The sequence below is a fragment of the Moorena sp. SIO4A1 genome, assembly GCF_010672065.1.
GTDB lineage: Bacteria > Cyanobacteriota > Cyanobacteriia > Cyanobacteriales > Coleofasciculaceae > Moorena.
Map to the genome: position 1 here is coordinate 43533 of NZ_JAAHHX010000028.1, position 20861 is coordinate 64393.

The 20861-nt window shown below is 44.0% G+C and carries 15 protein-coding genes and 1 pseudogene; 10 read left to right on the forward strand and 6 right to left on the reverse strand.

Translation table 11 applies throughout. The features are described from left to right. Positions 1 to 282: 282 nt before the first annotated feature. Both F6K53_RS19435 and F6K53_RS19440 read left to right on the forward strand, forming a co-directional pair. Complete coding sequence (locus tag F6K53_RS19435; RefSeq protein WP_293081745.1) at positions 283 to 2028, forward strand: ABC transporter ATP-binding protein; 1746 nt, start codon at positions 283 to 285, stop codon at positions 2026 to 2028. Between the two features lie 598 nt (positions 2029 to 2626). Next, positions 2627 to 2848: pseudogene (locus tag F6K53_RS19440) on the forward strand (ATP-binding protein); the annotation flags it as partial. Here the strand turns inward: F6K53_RS19440 and F6K53_RS19445 are convergent. Beyond that, positions 2790 to 3902 (reverse strand): FHA domain-containing protein, encoded by a 1113-nt coding sequence (locus tag F6K53_RS19445; protein WP_293046676.1) that lies wholly within the window; start codon positions 3900 to 3902, stop codon positions 2790 to 2792. The pseudogene F6K53_RS19440 and the gene F6K53_RS19445 sit on opposite strands and share 59 nt — an antisense overlap. Positions 3903 to 3999: 97 nt before the next feature. Here F6K53_RS19445 and F6K53_RS19450 point away from each other — a divergent pair, with 97 nt between their 5' ends. The 5 genes from F6K53_RS19450 (at position 4000) to F6K53_RS19470 (ending at position 7625) form a co-directional block, all read left to right on the forward strand. Beyond that, entirely contained in the window at positions 4000 to 4176 is a 177-nt protein-coding gene (locus tag F6K53_RS19450) for a hypothetical protein (protein ID WP_293046679.1), read from the forward strand. Positions 4177 to 4454: 278 nt separating this feature from the next. After that, entirely contained in the window at positions 4455 to 4667 is a 213-nt protein-coding gene (locus F6K53_RS19455; RefSeq protein ID WP_293025358.1) for a hypothetical protein, read from the forward strand. Between the two features lie 634 nt (positions 4668 to 5301). Then, positions 5302 to 5691, forward strand: coding sequence for a peptidoglycan-binding domain-containing protein (locus tag F6K53_RS19460; RefSeq protein WP_293025359.1), 390 nt, complete (start codon positions 5302 to 5304; stop codon positions 5689 to 5691). Between the two features lie 325 nt (positions 5692 to 6016). Beyond that, complete coding sequence (locus tag F6K53_RS19465; protein ID WP_229415272.1) at positions 6017 to 6460, forward strand: peptidoglycan-binding domain-containing protein; 444 nt, start codon at positions 6017 to 6019, stop codon at positions 6458 to 6460. Positions 6461 to 7184: 724 nt separating this feature from the next. After that, entirely contained in the window at positions 7185 to 7625 is a 441-nt protein-coding gene (locus F6K53_RS19470) for a peptidoglycan-binding domain-containing protein (RefSeq protein ID WP_229415271.1), read from the forward strand. A gap of 1043 nt (positions 7626 to 8668) precedes the next feature. On the opposite strand, the gene F6K53_RS19475 is transcribed toward F6K53_RS19470, so the two are convergent. The 5 genes from F6K53_RS19475 to F6K53_RS19495 all read right to left on the reverse strand — a co-directional run bounded on the left by F6K53_RS19475 (position 8669) and on the right by F6K53_RS19495 (position 12190). Further along, on the reverse strand, positions 8669 to 8836 hold the full coding sequence (locus F6K53_RS19475) for a hypothetical protein (RefSeq protein ID WP_293041779.1): 168 nt from the start codon (positions 8834 to 8836) through the stop codon (positions 8669 to 8671). A 30-nt stretch (positions 8837 to 8866) separates the two neighbouring features. Next, positions 8867 to 9880: a tetratricopeptide repeat protein gene (locus tag F6K53_RS19480; RefSeq protein ID WP_293041776.1), complete on the reverse strand. Its 1014-nt coding sequence runs from the start codon at positions 9878 to 9880 to the stop codon at positions 8867 to 8869. After that, positions 9850 to 10623, reverse strand: a complete 774-nt coding sequence (locus F6K53_RS19485) for an RNA polymerase sigma factor (protein WP_293025363.1) — start codon at positions 10621 to 10623, stop codon at positions 9850 to 9852. The genes F6K53_RS19480 and F6K53_RS19485 overlap by 31 nt, the downstream gene beginning before the upstream one ends. A 498-nt stretch (positions 10624 to 11121) precedes the next feature. Further along, on the reverse strand, positions 11122 to 11856 hold the full coding sequence (locus F6K53_RS19490; RefSeq protein ID WP_293041770.1) for a LuxR C-terminal-related transcriptional regulator: 735 nt from the start codon (positions 11854 to 11856) through the stop codon (positions 11122 to 11124). Between the two features lie 88 nt (positions 11857 to 11944). Beyond that, positions 11945 to 12190, reverse strand: a complete 246-nt coding sequence (locus tag F6K53_RS19495; protein WP_293041767.1) for a hypothetical protein — start codon at positions 12188 to 12190, stop codon at positions 11945 to 11947. A 204-nt stretch (positions 12191 to 12394) separates the two neighbouring features. Here F6K53_RS19495 and F6K53_RS19500 point away from each other — a divergent pair, with 204 nt between their 5' ends. The 3 genes from F6K53_RS19500 (at position 12395) to F6K53_RS19510 (ending at position 20565) form a co-directional block, all read left to right on the forward strand. After that, positions 12395 to 15964: an NB-ARC domain-containing protein gene (locus F6K53_RS19500; RefSeq protein WP_293070569.1), complete on the forward strand. Its 3570-nt coding sequence runs from the start codon at positions 12395 to 12397 to the stop codon at positions 15962 to 15964. Between the two features lie 250 nt (positions 15965 to 16214). Next, entirely contained in the window at positions 16215 to 16490 is a 276-nt protein-coding gene (locus F6K53_RS19505) for a hypothetical protein (protein WP_293081749.1), read from the forward strand. A gap of 274 nt (positions 16491 to 16764) precedes the next feature. After that, on the forward strand, positions 16765 to 20565 hold the full coding sequence (locus F6K53_RS19510) for a caspase family protein (RefSeq protein ID WP_293081752.1): 3801 nt from the start codon (positions 16765 to 16767) through the stop codon (positions 20563 to 20565). Positions 20566 to 20861: the final 296 nt, after the last annotated feature.

A 20861-nucleotide genomic window follows, 5' to 3' on the forward strand; every position in this document is an offset into this window, starting at 1 on the left:
CCATCGTCCTATCTGCTTGTAAGTAGGTTTGTACAGGTTAAATGTTGCACCTGATGTTAACTACCCACATTAACCCGATCGGGTATAGTGTGGGTTTCTGGTTTAATTGGAAGTAAACCGATACCACCCTCAGCTCTCACCTTCAGTAAGGGTCGATGATTTATCCTGATCTGCGGTTCCATTGAGGGTAATTACTCCCCGAATTTTTGGTGAAAGGTTAAGCCTAAAGGAGGGGTATGGTTGAATATTGTAACCAGGACTGGAATTGTATAGTATTGTAACATGCTGAATTCCCGTCTAAAAAAACTGCTGCTTTACCTGCGCCCATACTGGCGACAGTCAGCCCTAGGTATTTTTGCCCTCCTTATTGTCAATGGACTTGGTGTTTATATCCCCTTACTGATCAGGGATACTATTGACAAGTTGAGTCAAACTTTGAGCTTTGACCAAGTCTCTAGCTTTGTGCTGCTTATTTTGATACTCACCTCATTGATGTGGGGGATTCGGATGGTTTCGCGCATCCTATTGTTTGGAGTGGGGCGCAAAGTTGAATTTGACCTGAAGCAGCGGATTTTTAAGCATTTGCTGACATTGGAACCAGCCTATTTTTCTCAGAACACGATAGGTGATTTGATTAACCGAGCCACCAGTGATGTGGATAATATTCGGCGTCTATTGGGGTTTGCAGTTTTGAGTCTGGCGAATACGGTGTTTGCCTACTGTTTGACCCTGCCGGTTATGATTGCCATTGATCCGTGGTTGACGTTCTTAGCATTGGCGGTTTATCCGTTGATGTTGATTATTGTCAAGCTATTTAGTGAGAAACTGCGCAGCCAACAACAAGAAGTCCAGGAGAAACTTTCTAACCTCAGTGAGCTGATTCAGGAAGATATGAGTGGTATCGCCATGATTAAAATCTACGCTCAGGAAGAAAACGAGCGTCGTGCGTTCCATCAGCTCAATCAGCAGCTTTTGGGAGCAAATCTCAATTTGGCAAGAACACGAAACTTTCTGTTTCCGATAGTTGAGGCTCTTACCTACCTCAGCTTACTGGTGCTTTTAAGCATTGGTCCTGGTTCCATTGAATCCGGTGCTATCAGTATTGGTGACTTTGTGGCGCTGATTATTTACACTGAACGTTTAGTCTTCCCCACAGCACTGCTAGGGTTTACCATCACTGCTTATCAACGTGGTGAAGTGAGTATTGATCGTATTGAGTCGATTCTCTTGGCTCAGCCTCGGATTACAAATGCCCCAGATTCGGTTAGCCTGCCAACGCCAGTAAGGGGTAAGCTCAAGGCTGTAAACTTGAGTTACACTTACCCCGGCAGCAAAACTCCTGCCCTGAAAAATGTTAGCTTCACGATTAATGCAGGTGAGACAGTAGCGATTGTGGGAGCCATTGGTTGTGGAAAATCTACCCTGGCTAATGCCTTGCCTCGTTTGCTGGATATTCAAGCTAGTCAACTGTTTTTGGATGGATATGATACTACTAAGCTGCCCTTGCAGGACTTGCGGAATGCGATCGCATATGTTCCTCAAGACAGCTTCTTGTTCAGCACTAGCATTAAAAACAATATCTGCTACGGTATACCAATCAGCGAACACTCAGAGGTAGAATACGCAGCTTCGCAATCCCAAATTCACCCGGAAATTATGAATTTCCCCCAGCAGTACGAAACAATTGTTGGGGAAAGGGGAATAACCCTCTCTGGGGGGCAGCGACAACGTACTGCTTTAGCTAGAGCTCTGCTGATGGATGCACCAGTGCTGATTCTTGATGATGCCCTTTCCAGTGTGGATAATCAGACAGCAACCCAAATTCTGGACAATCTCTCGGAAGGAGTCCAGCGCAAAACTGTAATTTTTATCTCCCATCAACTTTCAGCTGCTGCCAAGGCTGACCGGATTTTGGTCATGGACGCAGGGGAAATTGTCCAAACTGGTTCTCATGGTGAACTTCTACAACAACCTGGTATTTATCGCTTTCTTTGGGAGCAGCACCAATTAGAAGAAGTATTGAAGTAGTTCTTGAATTTAGTTAACTTACCTAATAGCTAACAGCTTATCAACGGGACTGGCCGGATTCGAACCGGCGACCTAGCGCTTCAGATTGGTGTGAGTTTCCCCACTCTCTGGACTATACCTTCACCCTAGGTTAATACCCCTTAAGGTTAATACCCCTTAGGTGGTGGCCGTCTAGTCTCTCCACCTTCCTGCATTTAACCAAGGGCGATGACTCGCACACAGATTCAGGCTTGGCTCGGTATTGCCTTAGAGTACTGAGTAAGCTAAATACCCCTTAGGTTTCACCGAATTTGACCACATTCACTCACGGAATTTCTTCCATGGTGCCCGATTTTTCAGGAGGCGCTTGCTCTATCCAGCTGAGCCACAGCCCCAATCGCAATATACCCGTATATTATCACAAAAGCTGTTAATCAAGCATCGATAGCCATACCTAATCAGGGTTGAATACCCCCGTTAACCCAACTGGTAATAGGTAATGGGTAATCGAACCCAATTTTTACGCAGTTTGTTGGTTGACGCTCTTGCCTAGAAAAGTGGGAACTATAGAACTAATCCCGATTAGCTCCCATATTGGGGAAGAATATGTTCCGGTCATGGCTCGAATGTAGAAAATATTTCTGGTACTGGACTGGGGTTAGCTATTGTCAAAAAATGTGTCGATATCCATGGCGGGACAATTAGTCTAAACAGTGATGTCAGTGTTGGCACTACGTTTACGGTCATGCTGCCTCGTAGAGTATTAGATGCGGATCAACTGCTCAAGGTAACTGGAAAGTCCATTCCTGATTACCAATCTGGATCACATTTCCTGCACTGAGCCAAAAGGGTTGATGGGAGGTAAGCCGCTGTTGGTCCACAAAAGTACCATTGGAACTACCAACATCAATGATTTGATAGCGCACTTTGTCCTGAGGCTCTGGAATTTGGAGAATTTGGGCATGGTTGCGAGAACACATCGCATCTTCTAACACTAGGGTGTTCGTGGGTTCTCTGCCAATGGTGAAAGGATTAGCAGACAAAACAATGATGGTACCGGATGAAGGGTTTACTAAACGCCCCTTGCTTGGTGGGGTAGGATTGGAAAAAAGTACGGTTGGGGCAAGTACTGGTTGATCGCGAATCGGCAGACTGGGTGTGGCGGCTGATTCGTCTGGAATTGTAGCCCTAGGTACTTCTTGATTGACAATGGCGTGTTTAGAGTTAGCTTCTCCACCAGGGAGGATATTGACTTGCTGGATTGGTGGTGGGGAGAGTTCTGGGCGACCAGCATTGGCAATCTGCATTTTTAGGACGGCTTCATGTTCTGCTTCCTGTCGAGCACTCATCCCTTCGACTTGACGAATTATCCCCCGTGTGTTAGGAAAGCTGATGTCACTGACTCGCACATCTTCGATGGAAAAGCCTACGGTATAGTAAACGTCAACATGGTCGAGAACGTATTGTCGGACTTCTACTCGTCCCTGATTGGTTAACTGTTCCATCCTCAGGTGACTAATTGCTACTCCTAAACTATCTTTAACGGCACTAGTTAGGGCAGCAATGGGGTCAGATATTTCTAGGGCAACTCGTTTGGCATCTACGACTTGATACATTACATTCAAAGAGACATTGACAAGATACTGATCCCGGGATAGAAAGTCTCCCTGAGAGGTAATGGGCAAGTGCCGGAGTTTGCTGTCTACTAGGAGCAGTTCACATTTTTCTAGCCAGGGTAGGGCAAAGCTGACATGACGCCCTGGTTTCCATACCCGCACACACCGACCATTTTTGACAAATAAAGCGATATAGCCTGCCCCGATAAAGTCCATGCTCCACCCTGCCCAACGGTCTGGGGTCAGGGTTTGAATCAGTGGGGGTGAGTTACCAGACATTAGATTTTGTTTAGAGGAGTGATGGGGGTAGTGCTTTTTTTAGCATTCCGCCGACAGGATGGTCCGATGGAATGCTGCCTGATCAATAGGTAGATGAATGTGGGACAGGGATTTACTGAAACTGACTGAATCAATTATAGCGCTACGCGCAAGTCAGAAGTTAGAAGTCAGAAGTCAAAAGGCAAAAGTGGGGAGGGTGGGAAGTGTGGGGAGAGGGGGAGATGGGGAGATCTCACAGGGGTTCCCACCACAAATCATTTTTGCGATCGCGTAGCGTGACCGTAGGTCAATCGCACTTTTATAATTTATAAATTCTAATTTAGAATTAGTTCAGTCTTCAGTCTCCATTCTTCAGTCTCCATTCTTCAGTCTCCATTCTTCATTCTTCAGTCTCCATTCTTCATTCTTCATTCTCCATTCTTCATTCTTCATTCTTCATTCTTCATTTTGCCGATTCCCGATTTCTTAATAAAAAAAATTTCTAAACCCCTTGACAAACGATTAACTTATTGATAAATTAATAGTGTCCACAAAATCAATCCATAATTTCAGATGAGTAACAATTTTCCTCCTTCCGACAACCAAAGTCCTAAACCCAAGAAAGCCAAGCTCTTTTTGATCGGTTCTCCTGAAAAGGTTCGCAAAACAATTAATGCCATTTATTCCCTTAAGTATGCGGAACCAGACGAGTGGAGCACTCCGGAGCCGACGGGAAAACCTGGTGAGGTTATGACCTTTTTGATTCGATATTTTTACGTAGATTAAGATAGGATTTTGCCAGGGTTGCCCCCTGGCAAATCAGGACTGGCGAAGGATGTTTTGTGGAGGAATATGAAGCAGCATCAAGCAAAATGAGTTGGAATGTTATTGCTTTCCAGTAGTTGCTGACTAACTCGGGAATCATGTCATAGTTGATCTGAAATTATCGATAGTTGAGTGCAGCTCAGCTGTATTTGTGGAACGTTAAAGTACAGAATTCGGTCAAGGATTGGGGTTAACCCAAACTTGACCGATTTTTTTTTAGGGAGATAGGGAGATAGTGCAGTGTGTTCGCGTAGCGTGACCTATGGTCAATGGCGAAGCGCTAGCTTTTTGGGCTAATCGCCTATCTTGTATGGTGCGTTAAAAAGTGTAGCGCACCTGTTTTGCTATCAGTAATGCGTTCGCGTAGCGGCTCGTACCGAGCATCGCGTAGCAGCTCGTACCGAGCATCGCTTTCTCAACAAACACACTGAAACGGCTACAAGTTAGGTTAAAAAAGGGTTTTGAGCTTTGAAGTGGGGTTAATGGGGTGAGTTGAGATCAAAAAATTGGTGCTAACTCGAAAAATTCCAAAATTGGGTTTTGAGATCGTCTTAAGGGTGTAGAGACAAAAGACAGAGAATAAAAACTTTGTCCAATGTCGAAACCTGAAAAGGTATTCCATCGTAAACGTCAAATCATTAAGGAAAAGAAATCCCTCATGGCAACTAACACTATCAATTCTAACTCTGTACTAGCTAATGGTTCTCAAGTAACTAGTCAGGCTAACGCTGCTTACGTCACCCACCTACCAGTTTTGAAAAAGGGAACAGCCGGTGAAGCTGTCCGCTTTCTCCAGCAGTTCTTAAATTGCTACACGGGCTATTATTTGGTTCTTGACGGACAGTTTGGCTCCCAAACAGAACAGGCAGTAAGGGATTTCCAAAGCAACTACAACTACTTCGACAAATCTAATCCTGACTACTTGATTGTAGATGGGATTGTCGGGAAAGAAACCTATCGTGCCATCGGTAATATGTTTTGCTAAAGATCCCAAATTAGTGCGTTCGCGTAGACGGTAAATCGCGAAGCGCTCTTTGGACTAATGCCTGATCTTGTCGGGTGCGTTAACAACGTGTAACGCACCTTTTTTGCTATCAGTAATGGGTTCGGGTAGCGGCTCCGAGCTTTTTCCCCCAACACACTGAAACGGCTAAAAGTTAGGTTTTAAAAGGGTTTTGGGCTTTGAAATGGGTTTGAATGGCGTGAGTCGATATCAAAAAATTGGTGCTAACTCGAAAAATTCCAAAATAGGGTTTTGAGATCGTCTTAAGGGTGTAGAGACAAAAGACAGAGAATAAAAACTTTGTCCAATGTCGAAACCTGAAAAGGTATTCCATCGTAAACGTCAAATCATTAAGGAAAAGAAATCCATCATGCTAACTAACACTATCAATTCTAAATCTGCACTAGCTAATGGTTCTGCACTAGCTAATGGTTCTGCACCAGCTAATGGTTCTGCACTAGCTAATGGTTCTGAAGTAACTAGTCAGGCTAACGCTGCTTACGTCACCCACCTACCAGTTTTGAAAAAGGGAAAAGCCGGTGAAGCTGTCCGCTTTCTCCAGCAGTTATTAATTTGCTACATGGGCTATTCTTTGGTTTTTGACGGACAGTTTGGCCCCCAAACAGAACAGGCAGTAAGGAATTTCCAAAGCGACTACAACTACCAGGGCAAATCTAATCCTGACTACTTGATTGTAGATGGGATTGTCGGGAAAGAAACCTATCGTGCCATCGGTAATATGTTTTGCTAAAGATCCCGAATTAGTAGGGATATAGCACAGGGCGGTGAACTCAGCCCCTGCTCACCGCCCGTTACAATCATCTGATCACTGGTGACTGGTCACTGAATTACTCCCAACTCAACCCAAAATGCCTCGCCGCATCCTGGCAATTAAGGCGGTATCATCTGAAGAGCAGGTCATAATTCTACAATAAATTCTTGACCAAAATAAAGTCCTAAACCTAAACAATTTCAAAATATATAATATCTAACTACCGACCAAACTCCCTCAAGTTTACCTCTGAACAGCCCCCGTTAAGGGGGTTTTTTGATGCTAACAGAATCCCAGGAAGTCCCGACCGGCTATTTGGTCTATACAGCTCGTTACTGTTAGTAATTAATCCAATTTAGCCTTATCTTGTACTCTCTGTAACAAATACAAGGGCAGGGATATAGCCTCGGTTGCACCAGGGGTAAATTGTCCCTGGTGCATCTCATATTTGTAAAAAATAAGGGGCGGGGGCGCGGGAAGTGTGGGAATTTTTGCCTAATTTCATCCATTGAGATGCACCCAATTGTCCCTGACACTGAAACGGCTACAAGTTAGATTGCAAGAGGGGTTTGAGAGGTCAAGTAGGTTTAATGGGGTGAGTCGATCGACAAAAATTGGTGCTAACTCGAAAAATTCCAAAATAGGGTTTTGATATCGTCTTAAAGGTGTAGAGACAAAAGACAGAAAATAAAAACTTTGTCCAATGTCGAAACCTGACAAGGTATTCCATCGTAAACGTCAAATCATCAAGGAAAAGAAATCAATCATGGGAACTAACACTATCAATTCTAACTCTGTACTAGCTAATGGTTCTGCACTAGCTAATGGTTTGGCACTAGCTAATGGTTCTGAAGTAACTAGTCAGGCTAACGCTGCTTACGTCACCCACCTACCAGTTTTGAAAAAGGGAAAAGCCGGTCAAGCTGTCCGCTTTCTCCAGCAGTTCTTAAATTGCTACATGGGCTATTATTTGGTTATTGACGGACAGTTTGGCTCCCAAACAGAACAGGTAGTAATGAAGTTCCAAAGCGACTACAACGAAACCCTCTACGAATCTGATCCTAACCACTTGATTGTTGATGGGATTGTCAGTAAAAAAACCTATCGTGCCATCGATGATATCTTGACTCTACGGTCATGCTAAATAAACACTTTGGCAAAGGGACTGAGGCCGTGGGCCACGCGGGGCGCGTTCGGAGCAGGGGAAAGAGGCCGTATTCAGAAAATTTTGCTAGTTAAATAGCCTAAGAACCCTTGTACCGTAAGCTTTCTGAGTTTTTTAACTGTCGGTTTAGCATAAAAGGTACTGAAGAAGCAATATCTTTTGCTAAAGATCCCAAATTAGTGCGTTCCCGTAGCGTGACCTACGGTCAATCGCGAAGCACTGCCCTTTGGGCTAATCCCTGATCTTGTCGGGTGCGTTAACCAAGTGTAACGCACCTCTTTAACTATCAGTAATACTTTCCCATAGCAGCTCTTTGCTGAGCATCGCTTATCCTAGGGTTAACACTCCCATGGGAAAATCCACAACTAAACGCTTTGTTCGTAACCACAAAACACCTAAAAGACTATTCACCAGTTGATCTCCTCCGGGTGCATCTCATTTTTGTTGTTTGACAAGGTGGTGCGTTACGGGGCGGGCTGTCTAAACCCTGGCGCTTGAGCGGAAAATGAGGCCCCCCTAACACACCCTACGCAACTTTTTTACAAATATGAGATGCACCCTCTCCTCCTAACACTTCAACCGTAAACTCCTCTTCCTCAATAACCACCTTTCCCTCATATAGCGTTTGTATTTGAGATGTGAACATAGGATTGATATCTCAAGGGAACAGGGAACAGGGAACAGGGAACAGTAGTCAAGATATCCGAGCAGTTTTTGGTATTATGATAAATCATCAGTAAACCCTGTATCTAACAGTGCCATTACGGCAAAAATCTCTCCATCATCAGACATCAAGCCAATTTCAAAAAACAACTCTCCTCGACTATTACGGCGGTTTGCATAACTATCAGGTACACAGGATTGTTTTCCTTCTTCCCTCTTCCCTCACTTCCCCTCCTGGGAGGGGTTAGGGGTGGGTTACTCTTCCCTGCTCCCTGCTCCCTGCTCCCTGCTCCCTGCTCCCTAAAAAACCAGAACTTTGTACCTAAATGAATTGCAAACCGCTTTAAATTCACCTTGGATCATATTATACCACAAGTTCCCGTTTCATTAATTCGCATAATAATACACTTTTTACCTGGATGTTGAGAACGGTATTTTGCCAGTGCTACCTTTTCATCTTCATCGATAAAATACTCCCCACTATCAGGTTCAATAATAATAAACCAATCATAATGCTCTTGAATCAATACGGTGCGTTACATTTCATGCTTCGCACCCTACAACTTACATAACGCTCCATAAACTAGCCAATTATTCGGGTATAGATGATCAGCTTTCTCAATAACTTCAACCGCCCTTTTATTTTCACCCCTATCAGACAAAAACCGGGAATAATAACACCAGCCATGAGGATTATTTGGGTACTCCTCAGTAAACTGCTTCAATATAGCCACGCTTTTTGCCGACTCTCCTCGCAACCGATAATAGTCAGCCTGCAACTTATGAGCATCAGCGGAGTGGGGAGCCAGTTTCAATACAGCATTAACTATCTTTTTAGTCTGCTTCCCTTCCTTACCCAATACTAATTTCATCCGGCAACGATAGGCCAAGCGTCGTTTTAAAACTGAGTAATCACCAGGGGCTAACTCTTCTGCTCTACTTAACCTCAACTCTGCTGACTGAAAATCACCCAGTATTAGGAGTGCATCATAACTGTGAATCATAGCAACAATATCATCTGGCTGAAGTAACAAGATTTGCTCAAAAGCTTTCAAAGCAGCGTGAGCATGATCCAGTTCCATCTCAACCCGCCCCAATGCCAGCCAGTGAGACGGATTTTCTGGCTCAGAAGATGCGGCTGTCTCAAAGGCTTTTACTGCTTTCTCTGGCTGACGGCGACAGACCTCTATCAAACCCCGGATATGATGCCCAGTAGCAACATTACTGGATAATGGCAAAGCACTCTCATAAACCTCAATTGCCTTAGCCACCTCTCCCATCAACTGTAAAAGTTTCCCCAGTTTCAACCTTACCTGAATTAATTGAGATTGCCGCTCAATAACTTGGTCATACTCCTTAACAGCCTGCTCCCAGTTTCCACTTTCATAGAGTAAATCAGCCAATTCCAACCGTTTTTTCCATCCAGAGGGATACTGCTGCACATAGTTAGTTAAGGTTTTCAACTTCTGCTGTTTTCGGGTGGTTTTTTTATCTAATAACAGTTGTACATTTAACTCGACCTTTGAAGACTGAGATAAGGTTACCAAACAGGGGTTAGTGTTTCTAGACATATCGCTGTTATCGCATAATTTATTTTATCATTAATTTGCTCAAAATGGCACTCTTTTGTCTTCGCATTTTGAGATGGAATCACGGATTGTTTAGTTTTAAATTCATCCCAAATCTCATCCTTGTCAATCTCTTTTAACAAGGGGGAAGAATCATCTATTCCTGATAGATACCGCTTCAACTGCTTTTCCATAATTGCTCGCCCCTTTTGAATGCGTTTGTAAACGTTATCCACCGAGAGAGCAAGTTTTTTGGCAATGTCTGGGTAGGGTATATCTTGGTAAAAATGCAGCACAAAAGGCTCTCGCAGTTGGGGAGACAGAGCCTCTATTTCACGGCGGATGTACATTCGTAACTCGCGACGGAGAATAGCTGACTCAGGAGAGTACTCACTAGAAGCTAATGTCTGGTGTTCTCCCACTGCCATTTCTTCAATGCTCTCCATACCGATTGCACCTCTCTGGCGTTTTCGATGCAGATCTACGCAGAGGTTATGAGTCATTCGAGTTAGCCATGCTTTGGGATTAGTAATTTTTTCGGCGTGGTGTGGTAGTTTCTCCCACGCCTTGATTCTGGCCAGACTTAATGCTTCTTCAGCATTGGTGCGATCGCCTCCCATCCAAGTTACGCACCGACCGTAAAGATAGTCTTGATTGACCAGCCATAACTGCCAAAAGGCAGTGCGATCGCCAAGAGATATACTTTTTAATAGATTAATCTCGTCTAATTTTGTTTCTGTTTTCATTTTTTTGAAGAAAATTGAGTGAACTCTAAGTAGTCGTACAAAATTAGGTTTAACTGTCGAGATAGGGAACAGGGAGCAGGGAGCAGGGAGCAGGGAGCAGGTAAGAGTAACCCACCCCTAACCCCTCCCAGGAGGGCAGGGCTGTTTCATTCTCGCAAAAAATAGATGGGGAGATGGGGAGATGGGGAGATGGGGAGAATTTTGGACTAATACTCGGGATTTTGGGCAAATTTATCGTTCCCTTACACCAAGGCCGTTAACAAATTGTTAGTGATTTGAGTTGATTGAAGGCGGTTAATTCGTAAGATTTTAATGACTAAATTTGGGCATTTTTCGGTAAATTTTAGTTTATTTCCCTATCCCCCTATCCCCCTATCCCCCTATCTCCAATAATCGTTAACTTACTAAAGTTTGAAACAGCCCTGCTCCCAGGAGGGGAAGTGAGGGAAGAGGTAAAAAATAATGTGTACCTCATAGCTATGAAAAACCCTGTATATATTAATTTTGATACTGCATCAGTTGTTTTTGTTTAGCGTAAATGCTTTTCAGGTGCTTCTTAACAGTATTGATGCTGATATATAGCTGCTGTGCAATTTCTTCGTAAGTTAAGTTGGCTTTTTTAAGTAACCATACTTCCTTCTCCCGGTGACTTAAGCCATATTTAATAGCATCAGTGATAGCGGAATTTTGGGTAGATTGATGTTTATCTTCTAGGGTGACTAACAGATAATGATTTCGGGATAACTCTAACGTTAACCATCTAACCCTAACCCGAAAGTTAACTGACTTATTCACTTGAATTTCAGCTTCGATAATTAGTTTGAGATCGCTAAACAACTCACGACTATCAATTAATGATTCGCAAACTCGCCAAATTGGCTGAGGGATAGAGTTTATCGGTGACTTACCTTGAGAGATTTGAGAGCACATTCGACGTCCACACTCATTGGCATGAAACAACTCTTGGTTAGTAGTTATAATCAGCACCCCATCAACAAAGCCTTCAATAATTGCTTTGAGCAGTAATGGCAAACCTTCTTCTGAATCTAACTCTGGCTTACTGCTTTCGGGTTTAGTCGCTTCTACTTTGATTGATTGTGGTAAACTACAATAGTGTTTAAAGTGTTTGACATAATCTAGTTTTTTATCCGGTTTATGAAGCTCATATGTGCTTGAACAAACTTGGCTTAACTCAATATTAATGGGTTTTGTAAAGAGTTTTTGATTAGTCATGGTGAACCTTGATTATGAGAAATTAATTGGGCTTATTCCAAATGCAATTGATCAACTAATTGGTTGTTTTACGTTTTCCATTTAGCGATCAAATTATTTCTATTTTTAGCACCCCACTGGCGCTGCTGAAATTATTTCCAAAGATAAATTCGCTGTAATCAGCTAGGTTATCTAGTCCAAGGAAGTTGAGCCAAATTTCTAACAATAGCCATAACGTTGTTCTTGCCAACAGTTTTTTAGAGAGCACATTCATGGTTTTATTTAGGATAAAATTCCTAGAATATATAGCAGTTTTGAATTGGGTGAGGTACTTTCCTCCTTTGGCCGACTCCATCGCTATTGCCTTTTGCCTTCCCCCCTTCCGGGCGGGGGGTTAGGGGGGATTCCTTTTGCCTTAAATTGCTATATATTCATCAAACCCCACTGCATACTGACTTACCGCCTGAGATGATCTGACTTGTGACTAAATTGTGAAGAATTTGTGACTGAATTTTCCTTTGTCAATGGTATAATCCCTACAGTCATGATCAAATGAGCCATGCCTAGGTCGCTCAAAGTCCGTCAGGAATGCATTGAAAAAGTTAAACTGGCAGTCAGGCGTAACGGTTTTCCGAGCCAGAGGGCTTTGGCGGAAGATGTCGGGTTTGCCTTAGCCACAGTCAGCAACTTCCTGACCGGTAAACCCGTTGACTATATTACTTTTGAAGAACTTTCTCAGAAATTGGCACTGGAATGGAGAGCCATTGCCAATTTGGATTTTGACCCGCCATCCCAGGCTGTAGATGATCTGTCATCCCAGACTGTAGATCAAAAGCCACAAATCAGAAGCTCTAGCAAACGCCAAGACTTGGGAGAAGCAATTGATGTTACCAATTTCTACGGGCGCAAGGAAGAATTAGCCACACTCAAACAATGGATTATTAATGACCATTGCCGACTGATTACCTTAATTGGCATGGGTGGAATTGGTAAAACAACTTTGTCTGTCAAGTTAGCCCAGGGTCTACAATCGGAATTTCAGTACCTGATTTGGCGAAGTTTGCGTAATGCGCCACCCATTCACGAGCTTTTGACGGACCTGATTGGGTTTTTGTCCGATCAGCAAGACACCACTTTACCAGAAAGCTTAGATGGTAAAATCTCCTGTTTAATCGAATATCTGCGGGCAGAGCGTTGTTTGTTCATCTTAGATAATGTAGAGTCAATTCTATCCCCTGACCAACGGGCAGGAGCCTATCGCCCAGGATATGAAGGCTATGGGCAACTCCTCAGAAGCTGGGGCGAGACTAACCATCAAAGTTGTCTGGTGTTGACCAGTCGGGAGAAACCCAGAGAAATTAGAAACAAAGAAGGTGTAAACGCTCCGATTCGTTCCCTGAGGTTACCTGGCTTAACCGAGGGAGAAGGGAAGAAAATTCTCGCGGAAAAAGGCTTTTCTGTCTCAAAAGACGAATGTCAAGCACTGGTAGAGTTTTATGCAGGCAATCCTTTAGCATTGAAGATTGTTGCCACGACAATTTATGAGTTGTTTGACGGCGATGTGGCTCAGTTTTTAGAAGAAGGCACTATTGTCTTTGGTGATATTTCCGATTTAATGGACCAGCAGTTTAATCGCTTGTCAACTTTAGAACAACAGGTGATGTACTGGCTGACCATTAATCGAGAATGGGTCTCATTTAAGGAGCTACAAAGGGACATTATTCCGGCTGTTTCATTCAAACATTTATTAGAAACCTTAGAATCTCTACAATTGCGCTCAATGATTGAGAAGACTTCGGGAAAATTTACTCAACAACCCGTGGTGATGGAGTATGTCAGCGATCGCTTAATTGAACAGATTTTCTGCGAAATTCAAACGGTAGAAATAGCACTATTGGAGCGCTGTGCCTTAATCAAAGCCCAAGCCAAAGATTATCTGAGAAATGCCCAAATTCAGCTGATTCTCAAACCGATTACCGAGCAACTACTCAACCTGCTTGGTCTCCCAGAAAATGTCCAAAACTATTTGAATCAAATTTTATCAAAACTGAAGTCTTTTCCCCCTCGAAAACCCGGATATGCCGGGGGCAATGTTCTCAATTTACTCTGGCAGCTTAATCTTGACCTGAGTGGCTATGATTTTTCTAACTTAACGGTTTGGCAAGCTTACCTACAGGGCATGAATTTGCATCGAGTCAACTTCGCCAATGCCGATTTAAGTAAGTCGGCTTTGACTCGCACCTTAGGGGGGGTTTTATCAGCGACCTTTAGCCCAGATGGGAAACTCCTGGCAACTAGTGTTGATAATGAGATTTGGTTGTGGGACGTTGCCAACATTAAACAAATTATTACCTGCAATGGTCACAAGGCTTGGGTGCAATCCCTGGCTGTTAGTCCAGAGGGAGAAATTTTAGCCAGTGGTAGTAACGACCAAACGATCAGGTTGTGGAATGTCCAGACCGGGCAATGTCTGAAAACATTGCGAGGTCATACCAGTTGGGTGCAATCCCTAGGGTTTAGTCCAGACGGGGAAATGTTAGCCAGTGGTAGCCATGACCAAACGGTAAAGCTGTGGAATGTTCACACTGGAAAATGTCTGCAAACCTTGTCAGGCCATAGCAATCCGGTATTTTTTACTACCTTCAGTCCCAATGGACAAAGGTTGGTCACTGGGGCTGAAGACCAAACTGTGAGAGTCTGGGATGTCAACACTGGTTCTTGCCTGCAAGTCCTAGAAATCCCGATCAATTGGGTATTATCGATTGCCCTTAGCCCAGATGGACAAACATTGGTAACTGGAAGTGATGGCACAACGGTAAAATTTTGGGATTTAGCCAGTGGTGAGTGTATCAAAACCTTACCAGACTACAACAGTTATGTGTGGTCAGTTGCTTTCAGCCCAGATGGTAAAACACTGGTGACCGGTAGTGAGGATACAACGGTTAAAATCTGGGAGGTGGAAACCGGGAAATGTCTCCAAACGTTGCACAAGTATAGCAATTCCCCTTTAGGTAATAGCTACGCTTCACGGATTTGGTTGGTTGCTGTTAATCCGGATGGTCAAACCTTGCTGAGTGTGAGTGAAAACCAAACCATGAAGTTATGGGATATCCACACCGGACAATGTTTAAGAACAGTGGAGGGGTATAGTAATTGGATCTTATCCGTTGCTTTTAGTCCAGATGGTCAAATGTTGGCCAGTAGTAGCGAAGACCAACGGGTAAGATTGTGGGATATTGATACGGGGCAATGTCTACAAACGTTGTCAGGACATACTAATCTAGTCTCATCAGTCACTTTTGCTCCCAAAGACCATCAGATTCTGGCCAGTAGCAGTGACGACACAACTATCAAACTTTGGGATGCAAATACAGGAGAGTGTTTGCAAACACTGTGGGGACACGATAGTTGGGTGCATTCGGTCAGCTTCAGTCCAGAGGGAGAAATTTTAGCCAGTGCCAGTCGTGACCAAACGGTAAAGCTTTGGGATTGGCATACAGGAGAATGTCTGCACACCTTAGAAGGGCATATTCAGCACGTCTTAACCATTAGTTTCAGTCCCTGCGGTAAAATCCTAGCCAGTGGTAGCCATGACAACACGATCAAACTTTGGGATGTCAGTACGGGAACCTGTCTACAAACATTGCCAGGTCACGAGGATTGGGTTTTATCGGTTGTGTTCAGTCCCGGTGCCAATCTGCTGGCCAGTGCCAGTGGAGACCAGACGATTAAACTGTGGGATGTTGAAACGGGGCAATGTCTACAAACCTTATCCGGTAACACATCTCGAGTCAGAACAATTGCCTTTAGTCCAGATGGCAAGAGTTTAGCCAGTGGCAGTGATGACCAGACTGTTCAACTGTGGGATATCAGTACAGGTACTGTTCTCAAACTATTTCAGGGACACCACAAAGCAGTCCGGTCAATTGCCTTTAGTCCTAATCGTCCTGTGTTAGTGAGTAGCAGCGAAGATGAAACCATTAAGCTTTGGAATCTTGACACCGGTGAATGTATAAAAACCCTGAGAATTGATCGACCCTATGAAGGGATGAATATTAAAAACGCCATTGGTTTAACCAAACCTCAGAAAAACACGTTAAAAGCTCTAGGTGCAGTAGATAAAGAGTGAAGCCTGGCACCGCAATGGTTCTAGCTCCCTTGACAAATAAGCTTATAATATGCTATTATAGAAGTATAATTTATGATCATAAAGCAAGCTAAGGGCAAGAAAAATTAAGCCAAAATGTGATCTACCCAAATGTGATTTAGATCAAGGGTTATGACCATAGTAAGCCTTGATTATATGCACTATTGTGCTTATTTATCACTCTTTTGAAGAAGAATTTATTGAGTCTTGTCCTTGCCCTGTATCATAACAATTGAGGTCCATAAAAGTGGCTATGGAAAATACAGAATCTAACCAAAATTATGAAGAGCAAGTAGTAGAAAATACATCTGGCGATACTAACCCCTTAGGGGACGATCGCTCCGACTCTCAGGAAACAGTAACAACTCCTGAAGAAACTGAAGTAAAAGCTGGATCGAGTGATGAAAATGTCGAAACAGATAATAAAGACACTAAAGAAATTACTGCACCAGAATCTAATACAACTACTAGTGAGCGTTCTCCAGGAAAAACCGATAGAGGTTTATAATCCAGGAGTTCTATTCTTGGGCGAGAATTGACCAACTCAGCGATCCCCCCTAACCCCCCTTAACTAAGGGGGGAATTAGATAAAAAAGTGCTCCTGATGAAGGTATAATTAGATAAAAAAGTGCTCCTGATGAAGGATAGAATTAGATAAAAAAGTGCTCCTGATGAAGGATAGAATTAGATAAAAAAGTGCTCCTTAATAAGGGTAATTTAGGGGGTTATAAATCAGGAATTAACAAAAATGTAACTCCTTCAATAAGTATTAAGAGAATGGCATGACCAACAATATATATGCGCTGCTGGTAGCTATTGATGAATATCCCAGTCCTGTTCCTTCTTTGAATGGCTGTGTCAATGACATCCTAGAAATACAGGAATATTTGCAAGGGCGGGTCGCTGCAGATGGAGATAAACTTCACATCCGCACACTCTTGAATCAAGATGCTACCCGTCAGGCAGTTATTGATGGTTTTCGGGAGCATTTGTGTCAAGCTAGCAGTGAAGATGTTGCTTTCTTTTACTACGCGGGACATGGTTCTCAAGAGCAAGCCCCACAAGAGTTTTGGGCAATAGAGCCAGACAGATTAGATGAAACATTAGTCTGTTATGACAGTCGCACTGAAGGGGGTTGGGACTTGGCAGATAAGGAGTTAGCCAAGCTAATTTCTGAGGTAGACCAGAACAACCCCCACACTGTTATTATTTTAGACTGCTGTCACTCTGGTGCTGCCACCCGTGGCGAACTAGAAGCAGAAACAGCAATTCGTAAAACTTCCACCGACAAACGTCAGCGACCCTGGGATAGTTTTATTTTCTCCTTGAGTGAAACTGAAAAATTATCAGCTGCCCTCAGCCCGGAAAAAAATCCTAGTGGTTGGAGTTTCCCCACAGGAAAACATATCGTCCTAGCCGCTTGTCGAGATAGTGAGACGGCGAAAGAATACAACAGCAATGGGCAATCAAGAGGTGCGTTTTCTTACTTTTTGCTGGATACCTTGAAGAAATCCAATGGTAGCCTGACTTATCGGGATTTATTCAAGCGTGCCAATGCCCTAGTCCGCAGTAATATCAACGCCCAATCTCCCCAAATCGAAGCTACGGAGTTGAGTGATTTAGACCAACCTTTTCTCGGCGGTGCGATCGCTAACCATACACCCTACTTTACTGTCTGCTATGACAAAAACCAGGACTGGGTGATTGATGGTGGTGCGGTTCACGGCATTTCTCAACCTGTTGGGAATGACACCACAATACTGGCCTTGTTTCCCTTTGACACCCCCACAGAGGAACTTCGCCAACTCTCAACGGCAGTAGGTGAGGCAAAAATTGTCGAAGTAATGCCCCAGCTGAGTAAAGTTCAAATTAGTGGTATTGGGGATTTAGATCCCGAAATGACCTGGAAAGCAGTAATCACTAGTCTGCCCTTGCCACCGAAAGGGGTTTTATTGTCAGGAGAACCAGCTGGTGTAGAATTAGCCCGTAGCACCCTGCTCAACACGGCTCACAATCAGCCTTCCCTGTATGTTCGGGAAGTGGCAACCCCTGAAGCTGCCGATTTTAAGTTACTGGCTCGTGACGGTAACTATTTAATTACACAACCAGCGGATGACCGTCCTCTAGTGGCTGCCATTTCAGGTTACACCGATGCCACTGCCTTGCAGGCGATTCAGCGATTAGAACATATCACCCGTTGGCTGAATATCACTGAACTGGCCAGCCCAGCCACCAGCCGCATTCGCCCCGATGCTGTGCAAATGTTGATTTACCAGCAGGATGGGACGCTTTTGCTAGATACTGACATTCGCCTGGAATATCAACAGGAAAATGGCAGGTGGCGATCGCCCACATTGAAAATTAAGCTGAAAAACACCAGTAATGAGCCGCTTTATTGCGCTCTGCTGGTTTTAACCGACTTTTACGCCGTCGGTGCTGGGTTGTTAGATGGCGGTGGGATTTGGCTGCAACCAAGGGGGCAAGAGGGAGATGAAGCCTGGGTTAATCGCGGAAATCCTATTTGTCCTACGGTTCCCAAACAACTATGGCAAAAAGCGGGGATTACGGAAGTTAAAGATATTCTAAAACTGATTATCTGTTCGACGGAATTTGATGCTACTTTGCTCGAACAACCAAAACTTGACGTACCTCAACGTCCCGTGCCTACACCCCATCGCGGTAATGGTACCCTCAACCGCCTAATGCAAAGGATTCCAGCTCGTGACCTCCCCAACACAAAAGACGATCAAATCTATGATGACTGGTTAACTAGCCAAATTAGCATTACTACCGTGCGTCCTCTACACACTACTCCAATTCCCACAGGGGACGACTATGTCTTTCTGGGAGTAGGTTCCGCCCTATACGCCCATTCCGAATTGAGAGCTAAGGCACGTCTAACCACTCTCACCCAATCAACTAGGGATTTAGGTAATCATATCTTACCACCGATACTGCGGGAAAACCATCCGGGAATTGAGTCCTTTGACTTTACTAGCAGTCGGGGAACGGATCCTGGTTTAAGCGCGCTGGAATTAACTGAGGTGGAAAATCCGTCAGCCGTTACACCCAAAAATCCCCTGAAACTTATTGTTGATCGACCCCTTGCTTGTGATGAACAACTGTTACCGATTAGCTACGATGGGGAGTTTTTCCTGCCTTTGGGACGGGCTCGGTCTACCCCGGAGGGCAAAACGGAAATTTTACTGGAACGGTTAACAGAACCAATTAGTGAAGGTAGCCGCAGCTTGGGGGGTTCGATCCGAATTTTCTTCCAAAAAGTAGTGTCTCAACAACTGGGGCTAGAGTTTAATTACCCAATTTTGGCAGCAGCGGATGTCACTGCCTCTGGAGTGGTCAACTATACAGTCAACTATACAACAGAGGTTGAACAAGTCAAGTCGCGGGTTGCCGAAGCCCAACGCATAGTCCTCTACATACACGGTATTCTTGGTGATACCGAGAGCTTGCTGCCCAGCCTTCGCTCCGCCCAGGTTGAGGTGGATGGAACACAAAAACCCCTGGCGGAATTGTATGACCTGGTACTCACCTATGATTATGAGAGTTTAAATACCTCAATTGTAGAGAATGCTAAATTGCTGAAGCAGAGACTACAAGCTGTAGGGTTAGGGGAGAACCACGGTAAAATTTTTCACATTGTCGCCCACTCCATGGGAGGGTTGGTTTCTCGTTGGTTTATTGAACGAGAAGGAGGTAATCAGGTAGTTGGGCATTTAATTATGCTAGGTACACCCAATGCTGGTTCCCCTTGGTCTACGGTTCAAGATTGGGCATTAGCTACCTTAAGTATCGGTTTAAATGGGCTGTCAAAATTTACTTGGCCAGTACCAGTGATGGGGATGTTGCTTAAGGCTATTAACCAGTTTGCTGATGAGATTGAAACTATTGATATTTCCCTAAACCAGATGCATCCCACTTCTGAGTTCTTGGAACAATTAGCAGCAAGTCCCGACCCCAAAGTACCTTACTCAATTATTGCTGGTAATACATCTATTATTCCTGCCGCCCTGACAGCAGAGGCCAATCAAACGTCTAGGGCGTGTTTTCAAAGTTTTCCGCAAGATTATGATCCCCCCCAGCCCCCCTTAAAAAAGGGGGAGCCATACTCAAAGTCCCCCTTTTTTAAGGGGGATTTAGGGGGATCTCAGAGTTTGAAGACACGCCCTAGTCCCTTGCAACGACTAATGCAGAAGTTATTTGATAAAGCTGTAGCTCTGGCTTTCTTTGAGCAACCAAATGATATCGCTGTTACAGTACAAAGTATAAAAAGCTTAGGTTCAAACCGGACTCCACAACCGAAAATTCAGGAAATCGGCTGCGATCACCTGGTTTACTTTACTGAACCAGTGGGGTTAACTGCCCTCTCCAAGGCAGTGATTCAAGCCCTAGAAAACACAAAAGATATTACTAATAATTCTTCAGGGAACAAAGCACTGAAATGGTGGATTATTGGGGTTGTTGGGGTATTAGTAGCAGCTAGTATTGGTTGGTTGATAGTAAAGTCATCCAATAATAGCCAACGGAGCAATCAATCTCAACCCCGCGAGAATCTAGGTCAATGATGCGTAAGCGGTCAGCGGTCAGCGGTCAGCCGTGCGCGTAGCGCTTAAGCTGTTCCCGTAGCGCATAAGCTGATAGCTGATAGCTGATAGCTGATAACTGATAGCTGAATGCTTACAATGCTATATACGCCAATGACACTAGGGCTTGTCTGCTTTCGTCAATAGGTAAAGATTTATTACGAAAATACTAATTTCTGCGTAAAGTTAACAAATTATCTTGGGGAATAAATAGGGAGCATCCCAGATTTTACAAACTATACCCCAGCTGTGTGAGCGGGATTATACCGCCCACATAA

Coding starts and splice junctions, on each gene's coding strand:
- F6K53_RS19435 (WP_293081745.1), top strand. CDS start 283: ATGCTGAATTCCCGTCTAAAAAAACTGCTGCTTTACCTGCGCCCATAC.
- F6K53_RS19445 (WP_293046676.1), bottom strand. CDS start 3,902: ATGTCTGGTAACTCACCCCCACTGATTCAAACCCTGACCCCAGACCGT.
- F6K53_RS19450 (WP_293046679.1), top strand. CDS start 4,000: ATGTGGGACAGGGATTTACTGAAACTGACTGAATCAATTATAGCGCTA.
- F6K53_RS19455 (WP_293025358.1), top strand. CDS start 4,455: ATGAGTAACAATTTTCCTCCTTCCGACAACCAAAGTCCTAAACCCAAG.
- F6K53_RS19460 (WP_293025359.1), top strand. CDS start 5,302: ATGTCGAAACCTGAAAAGGTATTCCATCGTAAACGTCAAATCATTAAG.
- F6K53_RS19465 (WP_229415272.1), top strand. CDS start 6,017: ATGTCGAAACCTGAAAAGGTATTCCATCGTAAACGTCAAATCATTAAG.
- F6K53_RS19470 (WP_229415271.1), top strand. CDS start 7,185: ATGTCGAAACCTGACAAGGTATTCCATCGTAAACGTCAAATCATCAAG.
- F6K53_RS19480 (WP_293041776.1), bottom strand. CDS start 9,880: ATGTCTAGAAACACTAACCCCTGTTTGGTAACCTTATCTCAGTCTTCA.
- F6K53_RS19485 (WP_293025363.1), bottom strand. CDS start 10,623: ATGAAAACAGAAACAAAATTAGACGAGATTAATCTATTAAAAAGTATA.
- F6K53_RS19490 (WP_293041770.1), bottom strand. CDS start 11,856: ATGACTAATCAAAAACTCTTTACAAAACCCATTAATATTGAGTTAAGC.
- F6K53_RS19495 (WP_293041767.1), bottom strand. CDS start 12,190: ATGGAGTCGGCCAAAGGAGGAAAGTACCTCACCCAATTCAAAACTGCT.
- F6K53_RS19500 (WP_293070569.1), top strand. CDS start 12,395: ATGCCTAGGTCGCTCAAAGTCCGTCAGGAATGCATTGAAAAAGTTAAA.
- F6K53_RS19510 (WP_293081752.1), top strand. CDS start 16,765: ATGACCAACAATATATATGCGCTGCTGGTAGCTATTGATGAATATCCC.